At 70.1% G+C, this 19,639-nt stretch carries 17 protein-coding genes and 1 pseudogene; 5 read left to right on the forward strand and 13 right to left on the reverse strand.

Going from position 1 to position 19,639, the window contains the following annotated elements:
* Positions 1–6: 6 nt before the first annotated feature.
* Entirely contained in the window at positions 7–549 is a 543-nt protein-coding gene (locus QE392_RS12960; RefSeq protein ID WP_307452351.1) for a TetR/AcrR family transcriptional regulator, read from the forward strand.
* 170 nt (positions 550–719) lie between these two features.
* On the opposite strand, the gene serA is transcribed toward QE392_RS12960, so the two are convergent.
* The 9 genes from serA to QE392_RS13005 form a co-directional block, all read right to left on the reverse strand.
* Positions 720–2,324 carry a phosphoglycerate dehydrogenase gene (gene serA / locus QE392_RS12965; RefSeq protein ID WP_307452353.1) on the reverse strand — a complete coding sequence of 535 codons (1,605 nt, stop codon included), beginning with the start codon at positions 2,322–2,324 and terminating at the stop codon, positions 720–722.
* A gap of 210 nt (positions 2,325–2,534) precedes the next feature.
* The gene (locus QE392_RS12970; protein WP_307452355.1) at positions 2,535–2,873 is read right to left on the reverse strand and encodes a bacitracin resistance protein; all 339 of its coding nucleotides are present in this window, start codon (positions 2,871–2,873) and stop codon (positions 2,535–2,537) included.
* Positions 2,870–3,376 carry a DNA polymerase III subunit gamma/tau gene (locus QE392_RS12975; protein ID WP_307452357.1) on the reverse strand — a complete coding sequence of 169 codons (507 nt, stop codon included), beginning with the start codon at positions 3,374–3,376 and terminating at the stop codon, positions 2,870–2,872. Before QE392_RS12975 ends, QE392_RS12970 begins: the two co-directional genes overlap by 4 nt.
* A gap of 211 nt (positions 3,377–3,587) precedes the next feature.
* Complete coding sequence (ilvC, locus tag QE392_RS12980) at positions 3,588–4,613, reverse strand: ketol-acid reductoisomerase (RefSeq protein ID WP_307452359.1); 1,026 nt, start codon at positions 4,611–4,613, stop codon at positions 3,588–3,590.
* Between the two features lie 193 nt (positions 4,614–4,806).
* Positions 4,807–5,316: an acetolactate synthase small subunit gene (gene ilvN, locus QE392_RS12985; protein ID WP_307452362.1), complete on the reverse strand. Its 510-nt coding sequence runs from the start codon at positions 5,314–5,316 to the stop codon at positions 4,807–4,809.
* A 1-nt stretch (position 5,317) separates the two neighbouring features.
* Positions 5,318–7,126 (reverse strand): acetolactate synthase large subunit, encoded by a 1,809-nt coding sequence (locus QE392_RS12990; RefSeq protein WP_307452365.1) that lies wholly within the window; start codon positions 7,124–7,126, stop codon positions 5,318–5,320.
* 45 nt (positions 7,127–7,171) lie between these two features.
* Complete coding sequence (ilvD, locus tag QE392_RS12995; RefSeq protein ID WP_307452367.1) at positions 7,172–8,890, reverse strand: dihydroxy-acid dehydratase; 1,719 nt, start codon at positions 8,888–8,890, stop codon at positions 7,172–7,174.
* A 59-nt stretch (positions 8,891–8,949) separates the two neighbouring features.
* Positions 8,950–9,729 carry a trehalose-phosphatase gene (gene otsB, locus QE392_RS13000; RefSeq protein WP_307452370.1) on the reverse strand — a complete coding sequence of 260 codons (780 nt, stop codon included), beginning with the start codon at positions 9,727–9,729 and terminating at the stop codon, positions 8,950–8,952.
* Entirely contained in the window at positions 9,726–11,198 is a 1,473-nt protein-coding gene (locus QE392_RS13005) for an alpha,alpha-trehalose-phosphate synthase (UDP-forming) (protein ID WP_307452374.1), read from the reverse strand. The genes otsB and QE392_RS13005 overlap by 4 nt, the downstream gene beginning before the upstream one ends.
* 172 nt (positions 11,199–11,370) lie before the next feature.
* On the opposite strand from QE392_RS13005, the gene QE392_RS13010 reads away from it, so the two are divergent.
* The gene (locus tag QE392_RS13010) at positions 11,371–11,625 is read left to right on the forward strand and encodes a hypothetical protein (RefSeq protein WP_307452376.1); all 255 of its coding nucleotides are present in this window, start codon (positions 11,371–11,373) and stop codon (positions 11,623–11,625) included.
* 84 nt (positions 11,626–11,709) lie between these two features.
* On the opposite strand, the gene QE392_RS13015 is transcribed toward QE392_RS13010, so the two are convergent.
* The 3 genes from QE392_RS13015 to QE392_RS13025 all read right to left on the reverse strand — a co-directional run bounded on the left by QE392_RS13015 (position 11,710) and on the right by QE392_RS13025 (position 14,432).
* Positions 11,710–12,912: an acetyl-CoA C-acyltransferase gene (locus tag QE392_RS13015; RefSeq protein ID WP_307452379.1), complete on the reverse strand. Its 1,203-nt coding sequence runs from the start codon at positions 12,910–12,912 to the stop codon at positions 11,710–11,712.
* Positions 12,909–13,562: a CoA transferase subunit B gene (locus QE392_RS13020; protein ID WP_307452381.1), complete on the reverse strand. Its 654-nt coding sequence runs from the start codon at positions 13,560–13,562 to the stop codon at positions 12,909–12,911. Before QE392_RS13020 ends, QE392_RS13015 begins: the two co-directional genes overlap by 4 nt.
* A 96-nt stretch (positions 13,563–13,658) precedes the next feature.
* On the reverse strand, positions 13,659–14,432 hold the full coding sequence (locus QE392_RS13025; protein WP_307454144.1) for a CoA transferase subunit A: 774 nt from the start codon (positions 14,430–14,432) through the stop codon (positions 13,659–13,661).
* Between the two features lie 148 nt (positions 14,433–14,580).
* On the opposite strand from QE392_RS13025, the pseudogene QE392_RS13030 reads away from it, so the two are divergent.
* From QE392_RS13030 to QE392_RS13040, 3 genes and pseudogenes are all read left to right on the forward strand, one after another.
* Positions 14,581–15,343, forward strand: a pseudogene (locus QE392_RS13030) (IclR family transcriptional regulator).
* A gap of 45 nt (positions 15,344–15,388) precedes the next feature.
* Positions 15,389–15,856 (forward strand): MarR family winged helix-turn-helix transcriptional regulator, encoded by a 468-nt coding sequence (locus QE392_RS13035; protein ID WP_307452383.1) that lies wholly within the window; start codon positions 15,389–15,391, stop codon positions 15,854–15,856.
* A 68-nt stretch (positions 15,857–15,924) separates the two neighbouring features.
* Positions 15,925–17,127: an MFS transporter gene (locus tag QE392_RS13040; RefSeq protein WP_307454145.1), complete on the forward strand. Its 1,203-nt coding sequence runs from the start codon at positions 15,925–15,927 to the stop codon at positions 17,125–17,127.
* Between the two features lie 166 nt (positions 17,128–17,293).
* Here the strand turns inward: QE392_RS13040 and QE392_RS13045 are convergent, their stop codons facing one another.
* Positions 17,294–19,267: a DUF4082 domain-containing protein gene (locus QE392_RS13045; RefSeq protein WP_307452385.1), complete on the reverse strand. Its 1,974-nt coding sequence runs from the start codon at positions 19,265–19,267 to the stop codon at positions 17,294–17,296.
* Positions 19,268–19,639 lie beyond the last annotated feature (372 nt).

Here is a 19,639-nt window from a genome sequence, read left to right on the forward strand (position 1 = left end):
GGAGTCATGAGCCGCCCTCCCCTCGCCCGCGAAGCCGTCCTCGACGCCTTCATGCGCATCCTCGTCGACGACGGCGAGCGGGCGGCGACGATGGATGCGACGGCGCGCGCCGCGGGCGTGTCCAAGGGCGGCCTGCTCTACCACTTCAATTCGAAGAGCGCACTGGAAGCCGCGCTCGTCGATCGGCTCGAGCGCCTCGCCCGCGAGGATGTCGCCGAGATCGAGGAGTCCGACGAGGGTGTGGTCGCCGCGCATCTGCGCTCCTCGCAGAACACCGGCTCGCCGCTCGACGTGACGATCCTCGCCGTCTCGCGTCTCGCGCAGAACGGCAATGATGCCGCCTCGGCATCGCTTCGTCGCGTGCGCGAACTCTGGGAAGACAGCCTGCGCCCGCACACGCGCGATGAGACGGCGCTGCAGATGGTGCTCCTGGTCAGCGACGGTCTGTACTTCAACGCCGTGCTCGACCTGAACGCGGTCCCGGGCCCTCAGCTGCAGGGACGCGACCTCGACGCGCTCATCGACGCGGTCGTCGCCGCGGCCACCTGACTCCGGCGCCGCACCCGCTCAGCGGTCCGCGCTCCCCGCGCGATCGATGCGATTCTCGCCGATTCCGGGCGGAAAGCGGAGCGCGGGGCGGAGCAACGCCCACCGCGCGCTCATGCCGAGGACGACGAAGGGGGCCGCCGCAGCGACCCCCTCCCCCGAGAACGAACCCGTCAGTCCTCGACGATGTCGATCTGACGGAACAGGTCGGCGCCGACGGCCTCGCGCATCGCGCCGAGGATGTCGTCGGGCACCGGCGAGTCGACCGTCAGCACCGAGAGCGCCCGGCCCGTGGCATCCGGAGCCGCCACCTGGAGACCCGCGATGTTGATGCCCGCCTCGCCCAGCTTCCGGCCGTAGATCGCCACGATGCCGGGACGGTCGGCGTAGCGCATGACGAGGTGGTGCTTCTCGATCGGCACTTCGATGTCGTAGCCGTTGACGGCGACGACCTTGGGAACCATGCGGGTACCGGCGAGGGTGCCGGCGACGGTGAGGGTGGAGCCGTCGGCCAGCGTGCCGCGCAGGATCGTGATGTTGCGGTACAGCGGGCTCTCCGCCTCGACGACCAGGCGCGCCTCGACGCCGCGCTGCTCCGCGAAGAGCGGCGCGTTCACGTATGACACGGTCTCGCTGACGATGCGGCTGAAGTAGCCCTTGAGCGCCGCCAGGCGGTACACGCTCACGTCGTACGCCGCGAGCTCGCCACGCACCTCGATGTCGAGGCTGGTGAGGGCGCTGTCGGCGAGACCGCTGAAAAACTGACCCAGCATCTCCACCAGCGCGATCCCCGGACGCACGAACGGGTCGATCGCGCCGCCGGCGACGTTCACGGCATCCGGAACGAGGTCGCCCTCGAGCGCGAGCTTGACCGAACGGGCGACCGAGACGCCCGCCTTCTCTTGCGCCTCCTCGGTGCTGGCACCGAGGTGCGGCGTGACGACGACGTTCGGCAGGTCGAGGAGCTTGCGCGCGGGGCCGCCCTCGGCGGGGGGCTCGGACGAGAACACGTCAAGTCCCGCTCCGGCGATCTCACCGGTGGTGAGGGCGTCGAAGAGGGCCTCCTCGTCGATGAGGCCACCGCGGGCGACGTTGATGACGTAGGCCGTCTTCTTCATGCGTCGGAGCTGCTCGGTGCCGATCATGCCGGTGGTCTCGGGCGTCTTCGGCATGTGGATCGTGACGAAGTCGCTCTGCTCGAGCAGATCGTCGAGCGAGACGAGCTGCACGCCGAGCTGCTGGGCGCGCGCGACCGTGACGTACGGGTCGTAGGCGATGACCGACATGCCGAACGCCTGCACGCGAGCGGCGATGAGGGCGCCGATGCGACCGAGGCCGATGATGCCGATCGTCTTCTCGAACAACTCGGTGCCGGTGAACGAGCTGCGCTTCCACAGGCCCTGCGCGAGCGAGGCGTGGGCGGCCGGGATCCGGCGCGCGAGGCTCAGCACGTGACCGACCGTGAGCTCCGCGGCCGAGATGATGTTGGAGGTCGGGGCGTTGACGACCATGACGCCGGCCGCGGTCGCCGACTTGATGTCGACGTTGTCGAGACCCACGCCCGCGCGGGCGACGACCTTGAGCGAGGGGGCTGCCGCCAACGCCTCGGCGTCGATCTGGGTGGCCGAGCGCACGAGCACCGCGTGCGCATCGGCGAGAGCCGAGAGCAGCGCGGGGCGGTCGGTCCCGTCGACGCTTCGCACGTCGAAGTCGGGGCCGAGCGCGTCGATCGTGGCGGGAGAGAGTTCTTCGGCGATGAGAACGACGGGCTTCGTCACGGATGCGTCCTTCGAAACGGTGCAGGGGATCTGACGCGCACCGTCGCGCACCGCCGGCGCGAACCGGGCGCGCGACCCGTGCGGGCCGTCTGCCAGCCTAGCGCGGAGGCAGGCGCGCCCCCGACCGTGTGACGGCGGACGACGGATGCCACGATGCCGACCCGACGCCGACCGCCGCGGAATCGCAGCCGGCGTCGACGTCGGGGGCGCTCAGCCCCCGTACAACCCGTACGACGTCGTGCCGTACCCCACGATCGCGAGCCAGAACGCCGCCGACAGCGTGAGCCCGGCGAGGAGGACGATCGCGAACTCCCCCGCCCGACGCCGCGCGCCGATCGCGAACGCGACGCCGAACGCCGCGAGGGGGAACACGATCGGCAGGATGTACACGAACCACCCGAGGCCATTGAGTCCGAGCGGGCCGGTCGCCTGCTGGATCAGCAGCGCGACCGAACTCCACACCACGTAGGCGTAGAACAAGGCGAACACCCCGGCGATCGTGACGACCAGCCAGGTCGGGAGCACACGCGTGCGGGCGGTGTCGCTCATGCGAAGGCTCCCAACGACAGGAACGGCCAGGGAACGAGCAGCACGATCCCGAGGATCAAGAGCAGGAACCGTTGCCAGGTGCGCCACGATCGCGTCAACACGAGCACGGCGACGAACCACACCAGGGGCGCGAGTGCGGCCCCGATGGTGAGCGCGATGAGGGTGACCGACGGGATCGGGAGGCCCAGCCCCTGGAGCTGCAACCCGGCGACGAACCATCCGATCGCGAAGATGACCAGTGCCATGGCGACCATGCCGATGCCCACGAGACCGGCGTTGCCGAGCGGCGCTGCGTGCGCGGCATCCTGATCGGGCTCGGCGGGCACGTCGGACGGGTCCGGATGCCGTGCGGGCGGAGCCGCGGGGGGTGGCGACGGCTGCAGCGGCTCGGGCTCGGGAGCCCGTCCTGCGCCGCCTCCGGGCGCGTGCTTGTCGCCGACGTCGAGCGTCGGATCGTCGTCACCGCCCCACGAGAGGGCGTCGTCATCGCGCGGAGTGCTCACGCGCCAACGGTAGCGCGGCTCCCCCACCACCCGGCCGCGCCCCGCCGCGACCGGAGGCGATGGCATCCGGGCGCCGTCGACGACCGCGGCAACGGCGAACGCCCCGGAACCGAAAGGTCCCGGGGCGTTCGAGAACGAGAACTCAGCGCGCGGCCGAGCCCACCGCGATCGCCTGGGCGATCGCTATGAATGACGTAGCCGCCGGCGGAGGTCAGCGCGCAGCGCTGCCCTCGACGTAGTCGCTGTCCTGCTGCTTCCACGCGAACAGACCGCGCAGCTCCTTGCCGGTCGCCTCGATGGGGTGACCCTGCTCCTTCTCGCGGAGCTCGAGGAACTCGGTGGCGCCGTTGTCCTGGTCGTCGATGAAGCGCTTCGCGAACGCGCCCGACTGGATGTCGGCGAGCACTGCCTGCATGCTCGTCTTGACCTCGGGCGAGATGACGCGGGGGCCCGAGACGTAGTCGCCGTACTCGGCGGTGTCGGAGATCGACCAGCGCTGCTTGGCGATGCCGCCCTCCCACATGAGGTCGACGATGAGCTTGAGCTCGTGCAGCACCTCGAAGTACGCGATCTGCGGCTGGTAACCGGCCTCGACGAGGGTCTCGAAGCCGTACTGCACGAGGTGGCTCATGCCACCGCAGAGCACGGCCTGCTCGCCGAACAGGTCGGTCTCGGTCTCTTCGGTGAAGGTCGTCTTGATGACGCCGGCGCGGGTGCCGCCGATGGCCTTGGCGTACGACAGCGCGGTGTCCCAGGCCGAGCCCGAGGCGTCGCGCTCGACGGCGATGATGTCGGGGATACCGCGGCCGGCGACGTACTCGCGACGCACGGTGTGGCCGGGCGCCTTCGGGGCGACGAGGATGACGTCGACACCCTCGGGGGCGTCGATGTAGCCGAAGCGGATGTTGAAGCCGTGCGCGAAGGCGAGCGTCTTGCCCTCGGTCAGCTTGTCCTTGATGGAGTCGGCGTAGATCGAGCGCTGGTGCTGGTCGGGCGCGAGGATCATGATGAGGTCGGCCCACTCGGCGGCGTCGGCGACGCTCTTGACCTCGAAGCCGTCTTCCTGCGCCTTGGCGGCCGACTTGGAGCCGTCCTTCAGCGCGATGACGACCTCGACACCCGAGTCGCGAAGGTTCTGCGCGTGCGCGTGACCCTGCGAGCCGTAGCCGACGATCGCGACCTTCTTGCCCTGGATGATCGCGAGGTCGGCGTCGTCGTCGTAGAAGATCTCTGCCATGGAACTTTCTCCTTGGTTACAGGTCCCTGAGCTTGTCGAAGGGACCGGGGGTTGTGGGACGTACGTGGTTCGGGGAGTCGGGCCCTTCGACAGGCTCAGGGACCGACGGGTCGGGGTGTCGGGCCCTTCGACAGGCTCAGGGACCGACGGGTCGGGGTGTCGGGCCCTTCGACAGGCTCAGGGACCGACGGGGTCAGCCGCGCAGGACGCGCTCGGTGATGCTCTTGCCGCCGCGGCCGACGGCGAGCAGACCCGACTGCGCGAGCTCCTTCACGCCGAAGGGCTCGATGGCCTTGAGGAAGGCGCCGACCTTGCCCGAGTCGCCGGTGATCTCGATGACCATGGCGTCGGGGGCGTAGTCGACGACCGACGCGCGGAACAGGTTGACGACCTCGACCACGTTCGAGCGCGTGGCGTTGTCGGCGCGTACCTTCACCAGCACGTGCTCGCGCTGAACGGATGCCGACGGGTCGAGCTCGACGATCTTGATGACGTTGATGAGCTTGTTCAGCTGCTTGGTCACCTGCTCGAGGGGAAGTCCCTCGACGTCGACGACCACCGTGATGCGCGAGAGTCCGGGCACCTCGGTGACGCCCACGGCGAGCGACTCGATGTTGAAGCCGCGCCGGGCGAAGAGCCCCGCGACGCGGGTGAGCAGACCCGGCTTGTCCTCGACGAGGAGGCTCAGAACGTGACGAGACATCTCAGTCCTCCTGCTCGGCGAAGGCGGGCGAGTGGTCCCGCGCGTACTGCACGTAGCTGTTGCTGACGCCCTGCGGGACCATCGGCCACACCATCGCGTCCGCGCTCACGACGAAGTCGATGACCACGGGGCGGTCGTTCGTGTCGAGCGCGAGCTGGATGGCGGCGTCGATCTCGTCTTCCTTCTCGACGCGGATCGCGAGGCAACCGTACGCCTCGGCGAGCTTGACGAAGTCGGGGATGCGACGCGTGCCGTGACCGGTGTTGAGGTCGGTGTTGGAGTGACGGCCGTCGAAGAACAGCGTCTGCCACTGGCGCACCATGCCCAGCGAAGAGTTGTTGATGATCGCGACCTTGATCGGGATGTCGTTGATGACGCAGGTCGCGAGCTCCTGGTTGGTCATTTGGAAGCAGCCGTCGCCGTCGATCGCCCACACCGCGCGCTCGGGCTGAGCCACCTTCGCACCCATGGCCGCGGGCACGGCATAGCCCATGGTGCCGGCGCCGCCGGAGTTCAGCCAGGCGTTGGGACGCTCGTACTTGATGAACTGCGCGGCCCACATCTGGTGCTGACCAACGCCCGAAGCGTAGACACCCTCGGGGCCGGTCAGCTCGCCGATGCGCTGAATGACGTGCTGGGGCGAGAGCAGACCGTCGGTGGTCGGCGTGTATCCGAGCGGGAACTCCTCTCGGAGCCCGTTCAAGTACGTCCACCACTCGGAGTAGTCGTGCGGGTGCTCGGCATCGGCGGCGCGGAACGCGGCATCCAGGTCGACGAGCACCTCACGCAGATCGCCCACGATCGGCACATCGGCGGTGCGGATCTTGGAGATCTCGGCGGGGTCGATGTCGACGTGCACCACCTGCGCGTGCGGGGCGAACAGCGCCGCCTTGCCGGTGACGCGGTCGTCGAAGCGTGCACCGAGCGAGACGATGAGGTCGCTCTCCTGCAGCGCGAGCACGGCGGGCACGGTGCCGTGCATGCCGGGCATGCCCAAGTGCTGCTCGTGCGAGTCGGGGAACGCACCGCGCGCCATGAGCGTGGTCACGACCGGGGCGCCGGTGGCCTCGGCGAGCACCTTGAGCTCCGCCGACGCGTTCGAGCGGATCGCGCCGCCGCCCACGTAGAGCACGGGCTTCTTCGCGGTGGCGAGAAGGTGCGCCGCGGCCTGGATCTGCTTGCCGTGCGCCTTGGTCACCGGGCGGTACCCGGGCAGGTCGATCTTGGGCGGCCACACGAAGGCGGCCTCCGCCTGCTGCGCATCCTTGGTGATGTCCACCAGCACGGGGCCGGGGCGACCGGTCGAGGCGATCTCGAAAGCCGCCGCGATGGCGCCGGGGATGTCCTCCGCCGACTTCACCAGGAACGAGTGCTTCGTGATCGGCATCGTGATGCCGACGATGTCGGCCTCCTGGAAGGCGTCGGTGCCCATGAGGGTCGAGAACACCTGGCCGGTGATGCACACCAGCGGAACCGAGTCCATGTAGGCGTCGGCGATCGCGGTGACGAGGTTGGTGGCACCGGGACCGGACGTCGCGATGGCGACGCCGACCTTGCCGGAGGCGGCGGCGTAGCCCTCGGCAGCATGACCGGCACCCTGCTCGTGGCGCACGAGGATGTGGCGGACATGCTCGTCATCCATGAGCGGGTCGTAGACCGGCATGATCGCACCGCCGGGCAGACCGAACACGTCGGTCACCCCGAGCAAGTCGAGGGAACGGACGACCGCCTGGGCGCCCGTCATCACGGGCGCCGGCGCCGTACGCACGGGCGGCCGGGGAATGGCCGCGGTGGGGGAATCGATGGACATGGGAGTACCTCGAGAACCAGAAGAAGGTGAGAAAGGGGACGGCCGTCAGCCCGTGACCGCGCCCTCCGCAGCGGAGTGCACGAGCTTGGAATACTTGGCCAGAACGCCGCGGGTATAGCGCGGGGGCAGCGGCTCCCAGCCGTTACGGCGGGAACTGAGCTCGGCGTCATCGACGATCAAGTCGAGAGTGCGAGCGGCGATATCGACCCGTATCAGATCACCATCGCGCACGAAGGCGATCGGACCTGCGTCCACCGCTTCGGGAGCTATGTGGCCGATGCAGAGGCCGGTTGTGCCGCCTGAGAATCGACCGTCCGTCAAGAGTAGTACATCTTTTCCGAGGCCAGCGCCCTTGATGGCCGCGGTGATGGCCAGCATCTCGCGCATGCCCGGGCCGCCCTTGGGGCCTTCGTAGCGGATGACGACCACGTCGCCGGCGTTGATCCGGCCCGCCTCGAGGGCGTCCATGGCCCCGCGCTCGCGCTCGAACACCCGCGCCGGGCCCTCGAAGACGTTGCCGTCGAAGCCGGCCGACTTCACGACCGCACCCTCGGGGGCCATCGACCCGTGCAGGATCGTGATGCCGCCCGTGGCGTGGATCGGGTCGTCGAACGAGTGGATGACCTTGCCGTCGACCGGGTCGGGGTCGAGGTCGGCGAGGTTCTCGGCGAGCGTCTTGCCCGTGACGGTGAGCGCGTCGCCGTGCAGCAGTCCCTCGTCGAGCATCGCCTTGAGGATGACGGGGATGCCGCCGTGGCGGTCGACGTCGTTCATGACGTACTGACCGAACGGCTTCATGTCGGCCACGTGCGGCGTCTTGTCGCCGATGCGGTTGAAGTCGTGGAGGGTGAGCTCGACCTCGGCCTCGTTGGCGATGGCGAGCAGGTGCAGCACGACGTTGGTCGAGCCGCCGAGCGCCATGGCGAGGGCGATGGCGTTCTCGAAGGCCTCTTTGGTGAGGATGTCACGCGTGGTGATGCCCTGGCGGAGCAGGTTGACCACGGCTTCGCCCGAGCGGTGGGCGAAGTAGTCGCGGCGACGGTCGGCCGACGGCGGAGCCGCCGAGCCCGGCAGGCTGAGGCCGAGCGCCTCGGCGACGGAGGCCATGGTGTTGGCGGTGTACATGCCACCGCAGGCCCCCTCACCGGGGGCGATCGCGCACTCGATGCGCTTGAGGTCGGCTTCGCTCATCTTGCCCGCGAGGCACGCGCCGACGGCCTCGAACGAGTCGATGATCGTCACGTCCTTCTCGGTGCCGTCGCTGAGCTTGACCCAGCCCGGCGCGATCGAGCCCGCGTAGAGGAAGACGCTCGACAGATCGAGGCGGGCGGATGCCATGAGCATGCCCGGGATCGACTTGTCGCAGCCGGCGAGCAGCACGGAGCCGTCGAGGCGCTCGGCCATCATGACGGTCTCGACGCTGTCGGCGATGACCTCGCGAGAGACGAGCGAGAAGTGCATGCCCTCGTGACCCATCGAGATGCCGTCGGAGACGGAGATGGTGCCGAACTGCAGCGGGTACCCGCCGCCGGCGTGCACGCCTTCTTTGGCGCCCTGCGCGAGGCGGTCGAGGCTGAGGTTGCAGGGGGTGATCTCGTTCCAGCTCGACGCGATGCCGATCTGGGGCTTGTCCCAGTCCTCGTCCCCCATGCCGACGGCACGAAGCATGCCTCGCGAGGTGGTGGCTTCGATGCCGTCGGTGACGACGCGACTGCGGGGCTTGATGTCGAACTCGCCGGTGTTCGGATTCTGCGGTGCGGGCATCCTGAAAGTCTATTGCGCGCACCGGCACCGCCGATGCGCCACGGGCGATGAACGGCCGATTAATCCGTGTGCGCTCGGCGCAGCCGCGCGACGTCCTGCAGCACCGCGACGAACGCGTCGATGTCGTCGACCCGCAGGGTGGCGGCGGTGGCTCCCCCGCCGACCCGGACGCCGAGATCTCCGGGTCCGAGCGCGTGCAGCGCGTCTTCGTCGGTGACGTCGTCGCCCGCGAACAGCACCGCCGAGGCGCCGACGCGCTCACGCAAGTGGGCGACCGCGGAGTCCTTGCCCTCGTGCCGGAAGGCGAATTCGAGGATGTCGTGGCCCGTCCGCCGACGCCAGTCGGGGGCGGAGGCGGCGACCAGCGCATCGACCGCGTCGCGCGCGGCGCCGGCGGTCACGGCATCCGCCGAGCGGGTGTGCACGCCGAACCCGTACTCCTTCGGCTCGATCCAGACGCCCGCCATTCCGGCGGCCGCGGCCTCGGCTTCGCGGAGCAGCCGGTCGCGCAGCGCGCGATCGTCGGCGTCGTCGGGGGTCGCCTCGACTCCCGTCCCGGGCACCCAGAACTGCGCTCCGTGCGACCCGGCCAGCCAGAGCGGCGACTCGTCGGCATGCTCCGCGATCTCGCGCAGGTGCCCGAGCGACCGGCCCGACACCAGGGCGACCACCGTCCGCGGCAACGTGGCGAGCTCGTCGACGACGGTCCGCGCGTCAGCCGTCATGCGCGCCGACATCGGCTGATCGACCAGCGGCGACAGCGTGCCGTCGAAATCGAGCGCGACGAGCAGGGTGTCGGTGGTGGCGACCGCCTCGACGGCGGCGTCCGCGGCGGTCACTCGGCCTCCCCCTCGTCGTCTCCGTCGGCGCCGGCGGCATCCACCTCGGCGGCCGCGGCGGCGCTGGACGCGCGGTCGTGGAAGACCGCGAGAGCCTCGAGGAAGCCGCGCGACCAATCCTCGACGTCGTGTTCGCGCACGCGCCGGCGAAGGGTGCGCATGCGCCGGCCCTGCTCGGACGCGGGCATGTCGATCGCGCGGATGATGGCGTCTTTCAGGCCGTCGATGTCGTGCGGGTTGATCAGCAGCGCGCTGCCCATCTCGTCGGCGGCGCCGGCGAACTCGCTGAGCACCAGCACGCCGCGGTTGTCCGTCCGGCTGGCGACGTACTCCTTCGCGACGAGGTTCATGCCGTCGCGCAGCGCCGTGACGAGCATGACGTCGGCGGCGAGGAACAGCGCCACCATCTCTTCGCGGGGGAAGGACTGGTGCAGGTACCGGATGGCGGTGTGGGTCGTGCTGTCGTGGTCGCCGTTGATGCGCCCGACGGTCATCTCGATCTCGTCGCGCAGCTGGACGTAGGCGTCGACACGCTCGCGACTCGGGCTCGCGACCTGCACGAGGGTGGCGTCCTCGACGCTCGCCCGGCCGTCCTCCAGGAGCTCGCCCCACGCCTTGAGGCGGTGACGGATCCCCTTGGTGTAGTCGAGACGGTCGACACCGAGCAGGATCTTGCGGGGGTTGCCCAGCCCCTCGCGGATCTCTCTCGCGCGCTGCTGGATCTCGGGCTTCTGCGCGAGCTCGATGTACGACTCGGCGTCGATCGAGATGGGGAACGCCTTCGCGAGCGCCACGCGGGTGCCGCCCTGACCGTCGGGCACCAGGATGCCGCTGGCCTTGGTCTCGTGGCGCAGTTGCCGCCGCACGGCACGGGCGAAGTTGCCGGCATCCGCCACGCGCTGGAAGCCGATGACATCGGCACCGAGAAGGCCCTCGAGCACTTGCTTGCGCCACGGCAGCTGGGCGTAGAGGCCGTAGGCGGGGAAGGGGATGTGGTGGAAGTAGCCGATGGTCAGGTCGGGCCGCAGCTCGCGGAGCATCTTCGGCACGAGCTGCAACTGGTAGTCCTGCACCCACACGATGCCGCCTCGGGCGGTGACGTCGGCCGCCGCCTGGGCGAAGCGCTGGTTGACCTTGACGTAGGCGTCCCACCACGCACGCTTGTACGTGGGTGCGGCGATGACGTCGTGATAGAGCGGCCAGATGGTGTCGTTCGAGAAGCCCTCGTAGTACAGCTGCACATCGGCGGCGGAAAGGGTCACCGGCACGAGGTGCGTGCCGTCGAACTCGAACGGGTCGACGTCCACGTCGGCCTGGCCCGCCCACCCGACCCACGCGCCGTCGGCGCGGCGCATGACGGGTTCCAGAGCGGTCACGAGTCCGCCCGGCGAGCGCCGCCAGCCCTCTCCATCGGGGGTGCGGTCAACGGGCAGACGGTTGGCGACGACGACGAAATCGGCCTGGGTCACAGGTCTCCTCCTTGGGGGATCGTCCCCAGGCTAACAGCGGCGCCGGCCCGCCCGAGGGGGTGGACGCCGCGGCCCGGATGCACCCCCCGCGGAGCTCCGCGTCGTCCGTGCGGGAACGGCCGACGCCTGTCAAGGCGCGGCGTCGGATGGCCCGCCTCGATAGGTTGGGCGCATGCGGCAGTACATCTTCGGAACCGGTCTTCTCAGCGCCATCACCGGCGGCGTCACGCTTCTGCGGGCGTTGCGCAACGACGAGCCGTTCACCTGGCGCACCGCGCTCGCGTGGCTGAGCTGGGGCATCACACTCGCGCTCGCGATCGGATCGGTCGTCGATACCCGCCGGGCGCGTCGCGGCAAGGTCATCGCCGGCGATTCCCCCGTCGCGAAGAAGCAGCAGAAGCTGTTCAAGAAGCGCTTCGGGCGCTGAGTCCCCTCCCTCACTCCCGCGGGGCCCCGCCCCGATCGGCAGACCGGATGCCGCGGCCTCGTCGCCGCGGCATCCGTCCCTCGTCTACCGGGTGAGGATCAGCGCGTCGCCCTGACCGCCCCCGCCGCACAGGGCCACGACGGCCGTGCCGCTCCCCCGCCGGACGAGCTGGTGGACCGCGTGGACGACGAGGCGGTTGCCCGAGGCGCCGATGGGGTGGCCGATCGCGATGCCGCCGCCGTGCGGGTTGACGACGTCGTCGGAGAGGCCGAGTTCGGCCTGCGAGCGGGCCACGACGGCGCCGAACGCCTCGTTGATCTCGACGTGGTCGAGGTCGGCTGCGACGAGCCCCTGCTTCTCGAGGGCCTGGGCGATCGCGCGCGCCGGCTGCGCGTGCAGCGAGTTGTCAGGGCCGGCGACCTGCCCTGACGCCCCGACGACGGCGAGAACGTTCCAGCCGCGCGCCTCCGCGACGCTGCGCGTCGTGACGACGACGGCCGATGCACCGTCGGAGATCTGGGAGGCGTTGCCGGCGGTGATGGAACCGCCCTCCGCGAACGCGGGACGCAGCTTCGCGAGCGTGTCGACGGTGGTGTCGGCGCGGATGCCCTCGTCGGCCTCGATGAGGAGCGGCCCCTGAGCCTGTCGAAGGGCGCCCTTGCGCTGCGGGATCTCGACGGGCACGATCTCGCCGTCGAAGACGCCGGCGGCCTGCGCGGCGGCGGCGCGCTGGTGGGAGCGTGCGGCCACGGCATCCTGAGCCTCGCGGGTGACCTCGTACCGCGCGTTCGCCCGCTCGGTCGAGGCCCCCATGCTCTCGCGGTCGTAGGCGTCGGTGAGCCCGTCGAAGGCCATGTGGTCGAGCACCTCGACCGAGCCGTAGGCGTAGCCCTCGCGCGAGTTCATCAGCAGGTGCGGGGCGCGGGTCATCGACTCCATGCCCGCGGCCACCACCACCGCGGCATCGCCGACGCGCAGCATGCGCGCGGCGTCGATGACGGCGGTCAGCCCCGACAGGCACACCTTGTTGATGGTCGCGGCATGCACGTCCCAGCCGATCCCCGCCGCAATCGCGGCCTGCCGGGCGGCGTTCTGCCCCGCGCCGGCCTGCAGCACCTGGCCGACCAGCACGGCGTCGACCGCATCGGCGGGAATGCCCCCGCGCTCGAGCGCCCCGCGGATGGCGGCCGCGCCGAGCTGCACAGCGGTGAGTGCGCCGAGCTGCCCCTTCAACCGCCCCTGCGGGGTGCGTGCGGCGGCGACGATCACGACGTCTTCGGTGTTCAACGAGTCATCTCCTCGGTCAGGGCCACCGTCAGCGGTGGCTCGGTGGCATCCCGCACCTCGTCGACGCTCACCCCGGGGGCGACCTCGACGAGCACGAGTCCATCCTCGGTCACGTCGATCACGGCGAGATCGGTGATGATGCGATCCACGACCCCGCGGCCGGTCAGCGGCAGGGAGCAGGTGTCGACGATCTTGGGCGAGCCGTCTTTGGCGACGTGCTCCATCAGCACGATCACGCGGGCGGCTCCGTGCACGAGGTCCATCGCGCCGCCGGGACCCTTGACCATCTTCCCGGGGATCATCCAGTTCGCCAGGTCTCCGGATGCCGACACCTGCATCGCGCCGAGAATGGCGGCGTCGATCTTGCCGCCGCGGATCATCCCGAAGCTCAGCGCCGAGTCGAAGAAGGCCGCGCCGGGGAGGGTGGTCACCGTCTCTTTCCCGGCGTTGATGAGGTCGGCATCCACCGCGTCCTCCGTCGGGTATGGCCCGACGCCCAGGATGCCGTTCTCGGACTGCAGCACGACGGTCACGCCCTCGGGCACGTGGTTGGGCACGAGGGTGGGAAGCCCGATGCCGAGGTTGACGTAGGCGCCGTCGGCGAGTTCGCGGGCGGCGCGGGCGGCCATCTCGATGCGGGTGAGGGCCATGTCAGTTCTCCTTCGTCGTGGGGGCGGAGCGAAGCCCGAATCCCTGGGCCTGTCGACGCCCAGGTCCCTGAGCCTGTCGAAGGGACCGGTACCCGTTCATTGCGCGCCTGCGCTCACCGTGCGCTTCTCGATGCGCTTGGGGATGTCGGGACCGACCTCGACGATGCGGTGCACGTAGACGCCGGGGAGGTGCACGGCATCCGGGTCCAGCTCGCCCGCCTCGAGGAGGTGCTCCACCTGGACGATGCACGTGCGCCCGGCCATCGCGGCGAGCGGGTTGAAGGCGCGCGCGGCCTTGCGGAAGACGAGGTTGCCGTGCCGGTCGCCCTTCCAGGCGTGCACGAGCGAGAAGTCGGTGGTGATCGCCTCTTCGAGGACGAACTCCCGAGGCTCACCACCGACGTCGAAGGTGCGCACCTCCTTCACCGGGGATGCCACGGCGATGCCCCCGGAGCCGTCGTAGCGACGCGGAAGACCACCTTCGGCGACCTGCGTGCCCACGCCGGTCTGCGTGTAGAACGCCGCGATGCCCGAGCCGCCGGCGCGGAGCTTCTCGGCGAGGGTGCCCTGCGGGGTGAGCTCGAGCTCGAGCTCACCGGAGAGGAACTGCCGCTCGAACTCCTTGTTCTCACCGACGTACGACGACGTCATCTTGCGGATGCGGCCGGCGCCGAGCAGGATGCCGAGCCCCCAGTCGTCGACGCCGCAGTTGTTGGAGACGACCGAGAGGCCGGTCGTGCCCTGGGCCAGAAGCGCCTCGATGAGGGCGATGGGGTTTCCGGAGAGCCCGAATCCCCCGACGGCCAACGAGGCCCCGTCAGGGATGTCGGCCACGGCCTCGGCGGGCGAGGGCCAGGTCTTGTCGATCACGCGTACTCCTTCGAACAGCGATGTCTCCATGCTGCGACCCGGGCCGCGGGCGGGGGCACCCGTGTCTTGCGATGTGGATGCCGCGCGGCGTAGCGTCCACATCGTGGACACTCCGGATGCCATCCCCCCTCGTCCGCCCCGAGCGAGCGTGCCGGGCGCCCAGGTCATCGCCCGCGCCGCGCACCTGCTCCGGCTCGTCACCGCGGCCGGCGACACGGGAGCCCCGGTGGGCGATCTCGCGCGAGAGGCCGATCTGACCCGGCCGACGGTGCACCGCCTGCTCACGGCCCTGCGGCGTGGAGGGCCTCGTCGACCGCGACGACGCAACGGGACACTGGTTGCCGGGGCCCGAGCTGTATCTGATGGGCAGTGTCGCGGCATCCCGCTTCGACATCACCTCCGTCGCGCGCGACATCGTGCGCTCACTCGCCGTGCGCACGGAAGAAAGCGCCTTCCTCTCCGTCCGCCGCGGCGACGAGACGGTCTGCCTCGTCCGCGAGGACGGGAGCTTCCCCATCCGGTCCTTCGTCCTGTCGGAGGGTGTCCGCTTCCCCCTCGGCGTGGCGTCTGCCGGGCTGGCGATCCTCGCCTTCCTGCCGCCCCATGATGTGGACGCGTATCTGGACCGGCATCCGGAGCTCGCCGACCGGTGGGGCGCGTCGCACGCCCCGGCGCGCTTGCGCACGCGCATCGCCGACACGAAGGCCCGCGGCTACGCCGTGAACCCGGGGCTCATCGTCGAGGGCAGCTGGGGCGTGGGAGCCGCCGTGTTCACGCGAACGGGCGATCCGCAGTGGGCGCTGAGTCTCACGGGCGTGGAGTTCCGCTTCGGTGGCGAACGCCTCGCGGAACTCGGGCGCATCCTGCTGGCGCACGCGCATCAGCTCTCGACGCGCGTCGCTGCGCGCTGATCGCATTTTGATACCTCAGGTATATACCTACGGTATGCTTATGGGATGACCCGCGACGACGACCTGCAGAAACTCCTGCTCGCGGTGCACGCCCTCACGCGCATCGCGGCCATCGACACCCAGAACGACGCCCCCGGGGCGCAATGGCGCACATTGACCCTGCTCCGCGATCACGGACCGCAGAGCATCGGCGACCTCGCCACCCTCAGCCGCGTCACGCAGCCCGGGATGACCCGCCTCGTGCGTCAGATGGATGCCGCGGGCCTCGTCGAGCGCGCGGCTCATCCGACCGATTCGCGCGTCAGCGTGATCCGCGTCACCGATCGCGGAAGAGACGCCCTCAGCGCGTGGTTCGAACAGCTGCGGGCCTCCCTCGCGCCCCACGTCGCCGATCTCTCCGAGGCGGAATGGGATGCCGTCGGCGTCGCCGCCACCGCGCTGTCGCTCCGCGTCGGGCTCGCCCCCGTCGCAACGGGCGCACCCGCGGACAGGACGAAGGAGGCCGTCCGGTGACCGCTGCCAACCGCGTTCTCGCCGCGACACCCGGGCATACCGCTTCCGCCGCGCCCGCGGCATCCCGGATCTGGAAACAGCCGGCGCAGGTGTGGGCCGTCGCGTTCGCGTGCGTCGTGGCCTTCATGGGCATCGGCCTGGTCGACCCGATCCTGCCCGCGATCGCCGATGCGCTCGAGGCGACCCCGGTCGAGACGGAACTGCTCTTCACCAGCTACCTCGTCGTCACCGGCCTGGCGATGCTCGTCACGAGCTGGATCTCGAGCCGAATCGGCGCGAAGGCGACGCTGCTCGTCGGCCTCGGGATCATCGTCGTCTTCTCCCTCCTGTGCGCGCTCAGCGGCAGCGTCGACGCGATCATCGGCTTCCGCGCCGGATGGGGACTCGGAAACGCCCTCTTCATCTCCACCGCGCTGGCCACGATCGTGGGCGCGGCATCGGGCGGCAGCTCGGCGGCGATCATCCTCTACGAGGCCGCCCTCGGCCTCGGCATCGCGATCGGGCCGCTCGTGGGCGGCATCCTGGGCGAGATCAGTTGGCGCGGGCCGTTCTTCGGCGTCGTCGCCTTGATGGCCATCGCGTTCGTCGCGGTGACGGTGCTTCTGCGCGGCCCGTCTCCGGAGCGCACGCCCCTGCCCTTCAGCGCGCCGTTCCGTGCGCTGCGCCGGCCGGCGCTGGCGATCCTGGCCGCGACCGCGCTGTTCTACAACATCGGCTTCTTCACGCTCCTGGCGTTCTCGCCGTTCCCGCTCGGCTTCGGCGCGATGGGGATCGGGCTGACGTTCTTCGGCTGGGGCGTGGCGCTGGCGATCACCAGCGTCTGGGTCGCCCCCCTGCTCCTTCGTCGTCTCCGGCTCACGAGCGTGCTCCTCATCGCGCTGCCGCTGCTCGCACTCGACCTTCTCGTCGCCGCGTTCGTCGTGTCGTCGGCCGGCGCCCTGGTCGCCTGCATCGTCGTGGGCGGGCTGGTGCTCGGCGTCGTCAACACCGCCTTGACCGAAGCGGTCATGGAGGCCACCGACCTCCCCCGCTCGGTCGCGTCGTCGGCATACTCCGCCGTGCGCTTCCTCGGCGGGGCGATCGCTCCCCCACTGGCGGCACTGCTGTGGCACGCCTCCAATGCCGGCGTCCCGTACGTCATGGCCGCCCTGGCGGTCGCGATCGCGACCGCGTTCATCCTGTTCGGGCGTCGTCTCCTCGCCCACATCGACGGCGCACACGCGGACGCCGCCGACGAGGGGGCCGCGGTGCTGCTCGGCGACGCGGCATGATCCCCCGTCGCCGCACGCGGGGGTTCCGCGCGACCCGCGCGTCGGCCCGGTGGGTGCGGCTCAGGATGCCGCGATGACGACCACCGCTTCCCACTCCTGACATGCACGAGGCGCCGGATCCCGCATCGAGTTCGATGCGGCACCCGGCGCCTCACTGTTCGGTGCGTCAGTCCCAGATGGAAGCGAGTCGCTTGGCCGTCGGTACGGGCGCGACGGCGTCGAGATCCTCGATCGTCATGGGCTCGATCTTGCTGAACCCGCGGTCGCCCTTCGAGCTCTCCGAAGCGACGACCTCCGAGAAGGAGTAGTACGGCGAGACGCTGCCGACGACGGAGGTCGTGCGCACGGAGAGGTCGGACCAGGTGCCGTGCAGCGAGTTGGCGCCGTTCACGACCGCGCCGCCCGCATAGACCGGGTAGCGCAGCTGCGCCGTCTTGCCGCCGACGACGAGGGTGTTGCGGATCGCTCCCCCGCTGTTGTTGCCGGCGATGATGCCCTGGTTCGTCGACTGGAAGACCGCGGAGTCCTCGATGACGACATCGCTGATGGTGCCGTTGCCCGACGTCGTGACGAACTGGATCGTGTCGGTGTGAGCGCTGGAGCCGCGCTCCTTGTAGTGCGGGGCGGCGTACAGGCCCGAGAAGGTGAGCCCCGCGATGTCGTAGCCGCCGGCGGACTTCACTTCCATGCGGTCGTACCCGACGCCCTCGGCGGCCTCGGTCCCTGCCACCACTTCGACCACGTCGGCGTCGCGCACTCCGTTCAGGCCGTTCGCGGTGACCAGCAGCGTGCGCACGGTCGTGTAACCGAAGCCGAAGGCCTCGACGTTGCGCAGCATCACCGACGTGTCGCCGAAGTCGATGCCGACGATCGAGACGCCGCGGACGCCGACGAAAGCGATTCCCTTGCCTCCGGCGGTGTCGACCGTGCCGATCCCATCGCAGGGGGTGATGAGGATGCGAGAAGCACGGTCGGCGTTGCCGACATCCTGCATGACGCCCTTCGAGCTGGAGCCGGCGCCGTTCCCGCCCGTGATGGTGCCCGGTGTCACGCAGATGACGACGTCGTCGGAGGTCTTGGCCTCCGCCGCGATGGCCGAGGAGATCGCCGCCCACGTCGGGGCCACGCTGACCGTACGCGCCTTGCCGGCGCGGGGTGTGTCGTCGGGCCAGTGGGTTCCGTCGGGGCCGACGATGCCGACCGTCCCGGCCGTGTCGGCGGGAGGCGGCGTCGGGGTGACCGTCGGCGTCGGGGTCGGGGTCGGGGTGACCGTCGGCGTTGGGGTCGGCGTCGGCGTGGCCGTCGGCGTCGGGGTGGCGGTCGGCGTCGGCGTCGGCGTCGGCGTCGGCGTAGCGGTCGGCGTCGGCGTGACCGTCGGGGCCGGCGTGGCCGTGGCCGTCGGGCTCGGCGTGGCCGTGGGCGTCGGGGTCGGCGTGGCCGTCGGGGTGGGCGTGACCGTGGGCACCGGAGTCGGCGCAACGGTGGGCGCCACGGTCGGCGTGGGAGTCGGCTCAGGGTCGACCGGCTCAGAGGGCGTTTCCAGATCCGGGTCGGCCGCGAAAGCGACATCGACGAGAGGGCTCGCCGCCTGGCCCGTCGAGGGGTAGCCCGCACCGACCTTGTAAACGCCGGCGTCTTCGGGAGTCGAGATCCCGTTGGTGACCTTCGCCTCGGTGAAGAAGTTGTTGATGGCGGGCACCCGGCCGTCTCGGTCGAAGACGCTGACGGTGTATTCGACATCGGCCTGGAGATCGACGTCGACCGGAACCGTTCGCCAGCCGACGGAGGCGACGGGATTCACCGACACCTGGTCGAGGAGGTCACCCTCGGCCGACCACACGGATGCGCTCAGGACGCCGGAGTTGGAGGTGTTCTGGTAGAACTGCACGGCCGTGAGGGTGCCGGAGTCGGCGGGCGAGAACGTGAAGCCCACCTCCATCGGCCCCGAAACGGGCGCTGCGACGATCTGCGGACGGGCGTTGTCGGGCAGCACGCCGACCGGCTCGGCCTCCGCGGCGACGCTGGGCGTCGCGGTACCGACCACGAGAGCCGCAGCGACGGAGAAAGTGGAAATGAACAGTGTGCGTCGATGACGGGCGGAAGAACGGGACGGAACACCGGAAGCGGCGTTGAGTTCCATGGGCGCGATGTACTTTCGGCTCGTGCTCAGAGTGCGCAAAAGACTGCGCGCACCCCGCGGCGGGTGAGATGTGTCGGAACCGCTGCGGGGCAGCAATATGACCATATACCGATAACATTACGGGTGGATTAACAATCGACCGAAAGTGGATCGACACAGGCGGACTCTTACGCGCGGCCCGCCTCGCCCATCGCCGGAAAACCGCCGGATTCTGGGACAGGTCATGACGGCGGCGATGACACAGGAAATGAACCGCCGTCGACTGGCAGAGGTTCCGGCGGCCATTCGGACGCCGCGTGAGGAGGGTCGGTTTTCGACGACTAGTCAGTTCGAATCCCCGAATTCCCTGCAGGCACGAAAACGGCCTGACGC

The sequence above is a fragment of the Microbacterium proteolyticum genome (genome assembly GCF_030818075.1).
Lineage (GTDB): Bacteria > Actinomycetota > Actinomycetes > Actinomycetales > Microbacteriaceae > Microbacterium > Microbacterium proteolyticum_A.

Bases quoted from the DNA above. Each gene is read 5' to 3' on its own strand.
- QE392_RS12960 (WP_307452351.1), top strand. From the start codon at position 7: ATGAGCCGCCCTCCCCTCGCCCGCGAAGCCGTCCTCGACGCCTTCATG.
- QE392_RS12970 (WP_307452355.1), bottom strand. From the start codon at position 2,873: ATGAGCGACACCGCCCGCACGCGTGTGCTCCCGACCTGGCTGGTCGTC.
- ilvC (WP_307452359.1), bottom strand. From the start codon at position 4,613: ATGGCAGAGATCTTCTACGACGACGACGCCGACCTCGCGATCATCCAG.
- ilvN (WP_307452362.1), bottom strand. From the start codon at position 5,316: ATGTCTCGTCACGTTCTGAGCCTCCTCGTCGAGGACAAGCCGGGTCTG.
- QE392_RS12990 (WP_307452365.1), bottom strand. From the start codon at position 7,126: ATGTCCATCGATTCCCCCACCGCGGCCATTCCCCGGCCGCCCGTGCGT.
- ilvD (WP_307452367.1), bottom strand. From the start codon at position 8,890: ATGCCCGCACCGCAGAATCCGAACACCGGCGAGTTCGACATCAAGCCC.
- QE392_RS13010 (WP_307452376.1), top strand. From the start codon at position 11,371: ATGCGGCAGTACATCTTCGGAACCGGTCTTCTCAGCGCCATCACCGGC.
- QE392_RS13020 (WP_307452381.1), bottom strand. From the start codon at position 13,562: ATGGCCCTCACCCGCATCGAGATGGCCGCCCGCGCCGCCCGCGAACTC.
- QE392_RS13035 (WP_307452383.1), top strand. From the start codon at position 15,389: ATGACCCGCGACGACGACCTGCAGAAACTCCTGCTCGCGGTGCACGCC.
- QE392_RS13045 (WP_307452385.1), bottom strand. From the start codon at position 19,267: ATGGAACTCAACGCCGCTTCCGGTGTTCCGTCCCGTTCTTCCGCCCGT.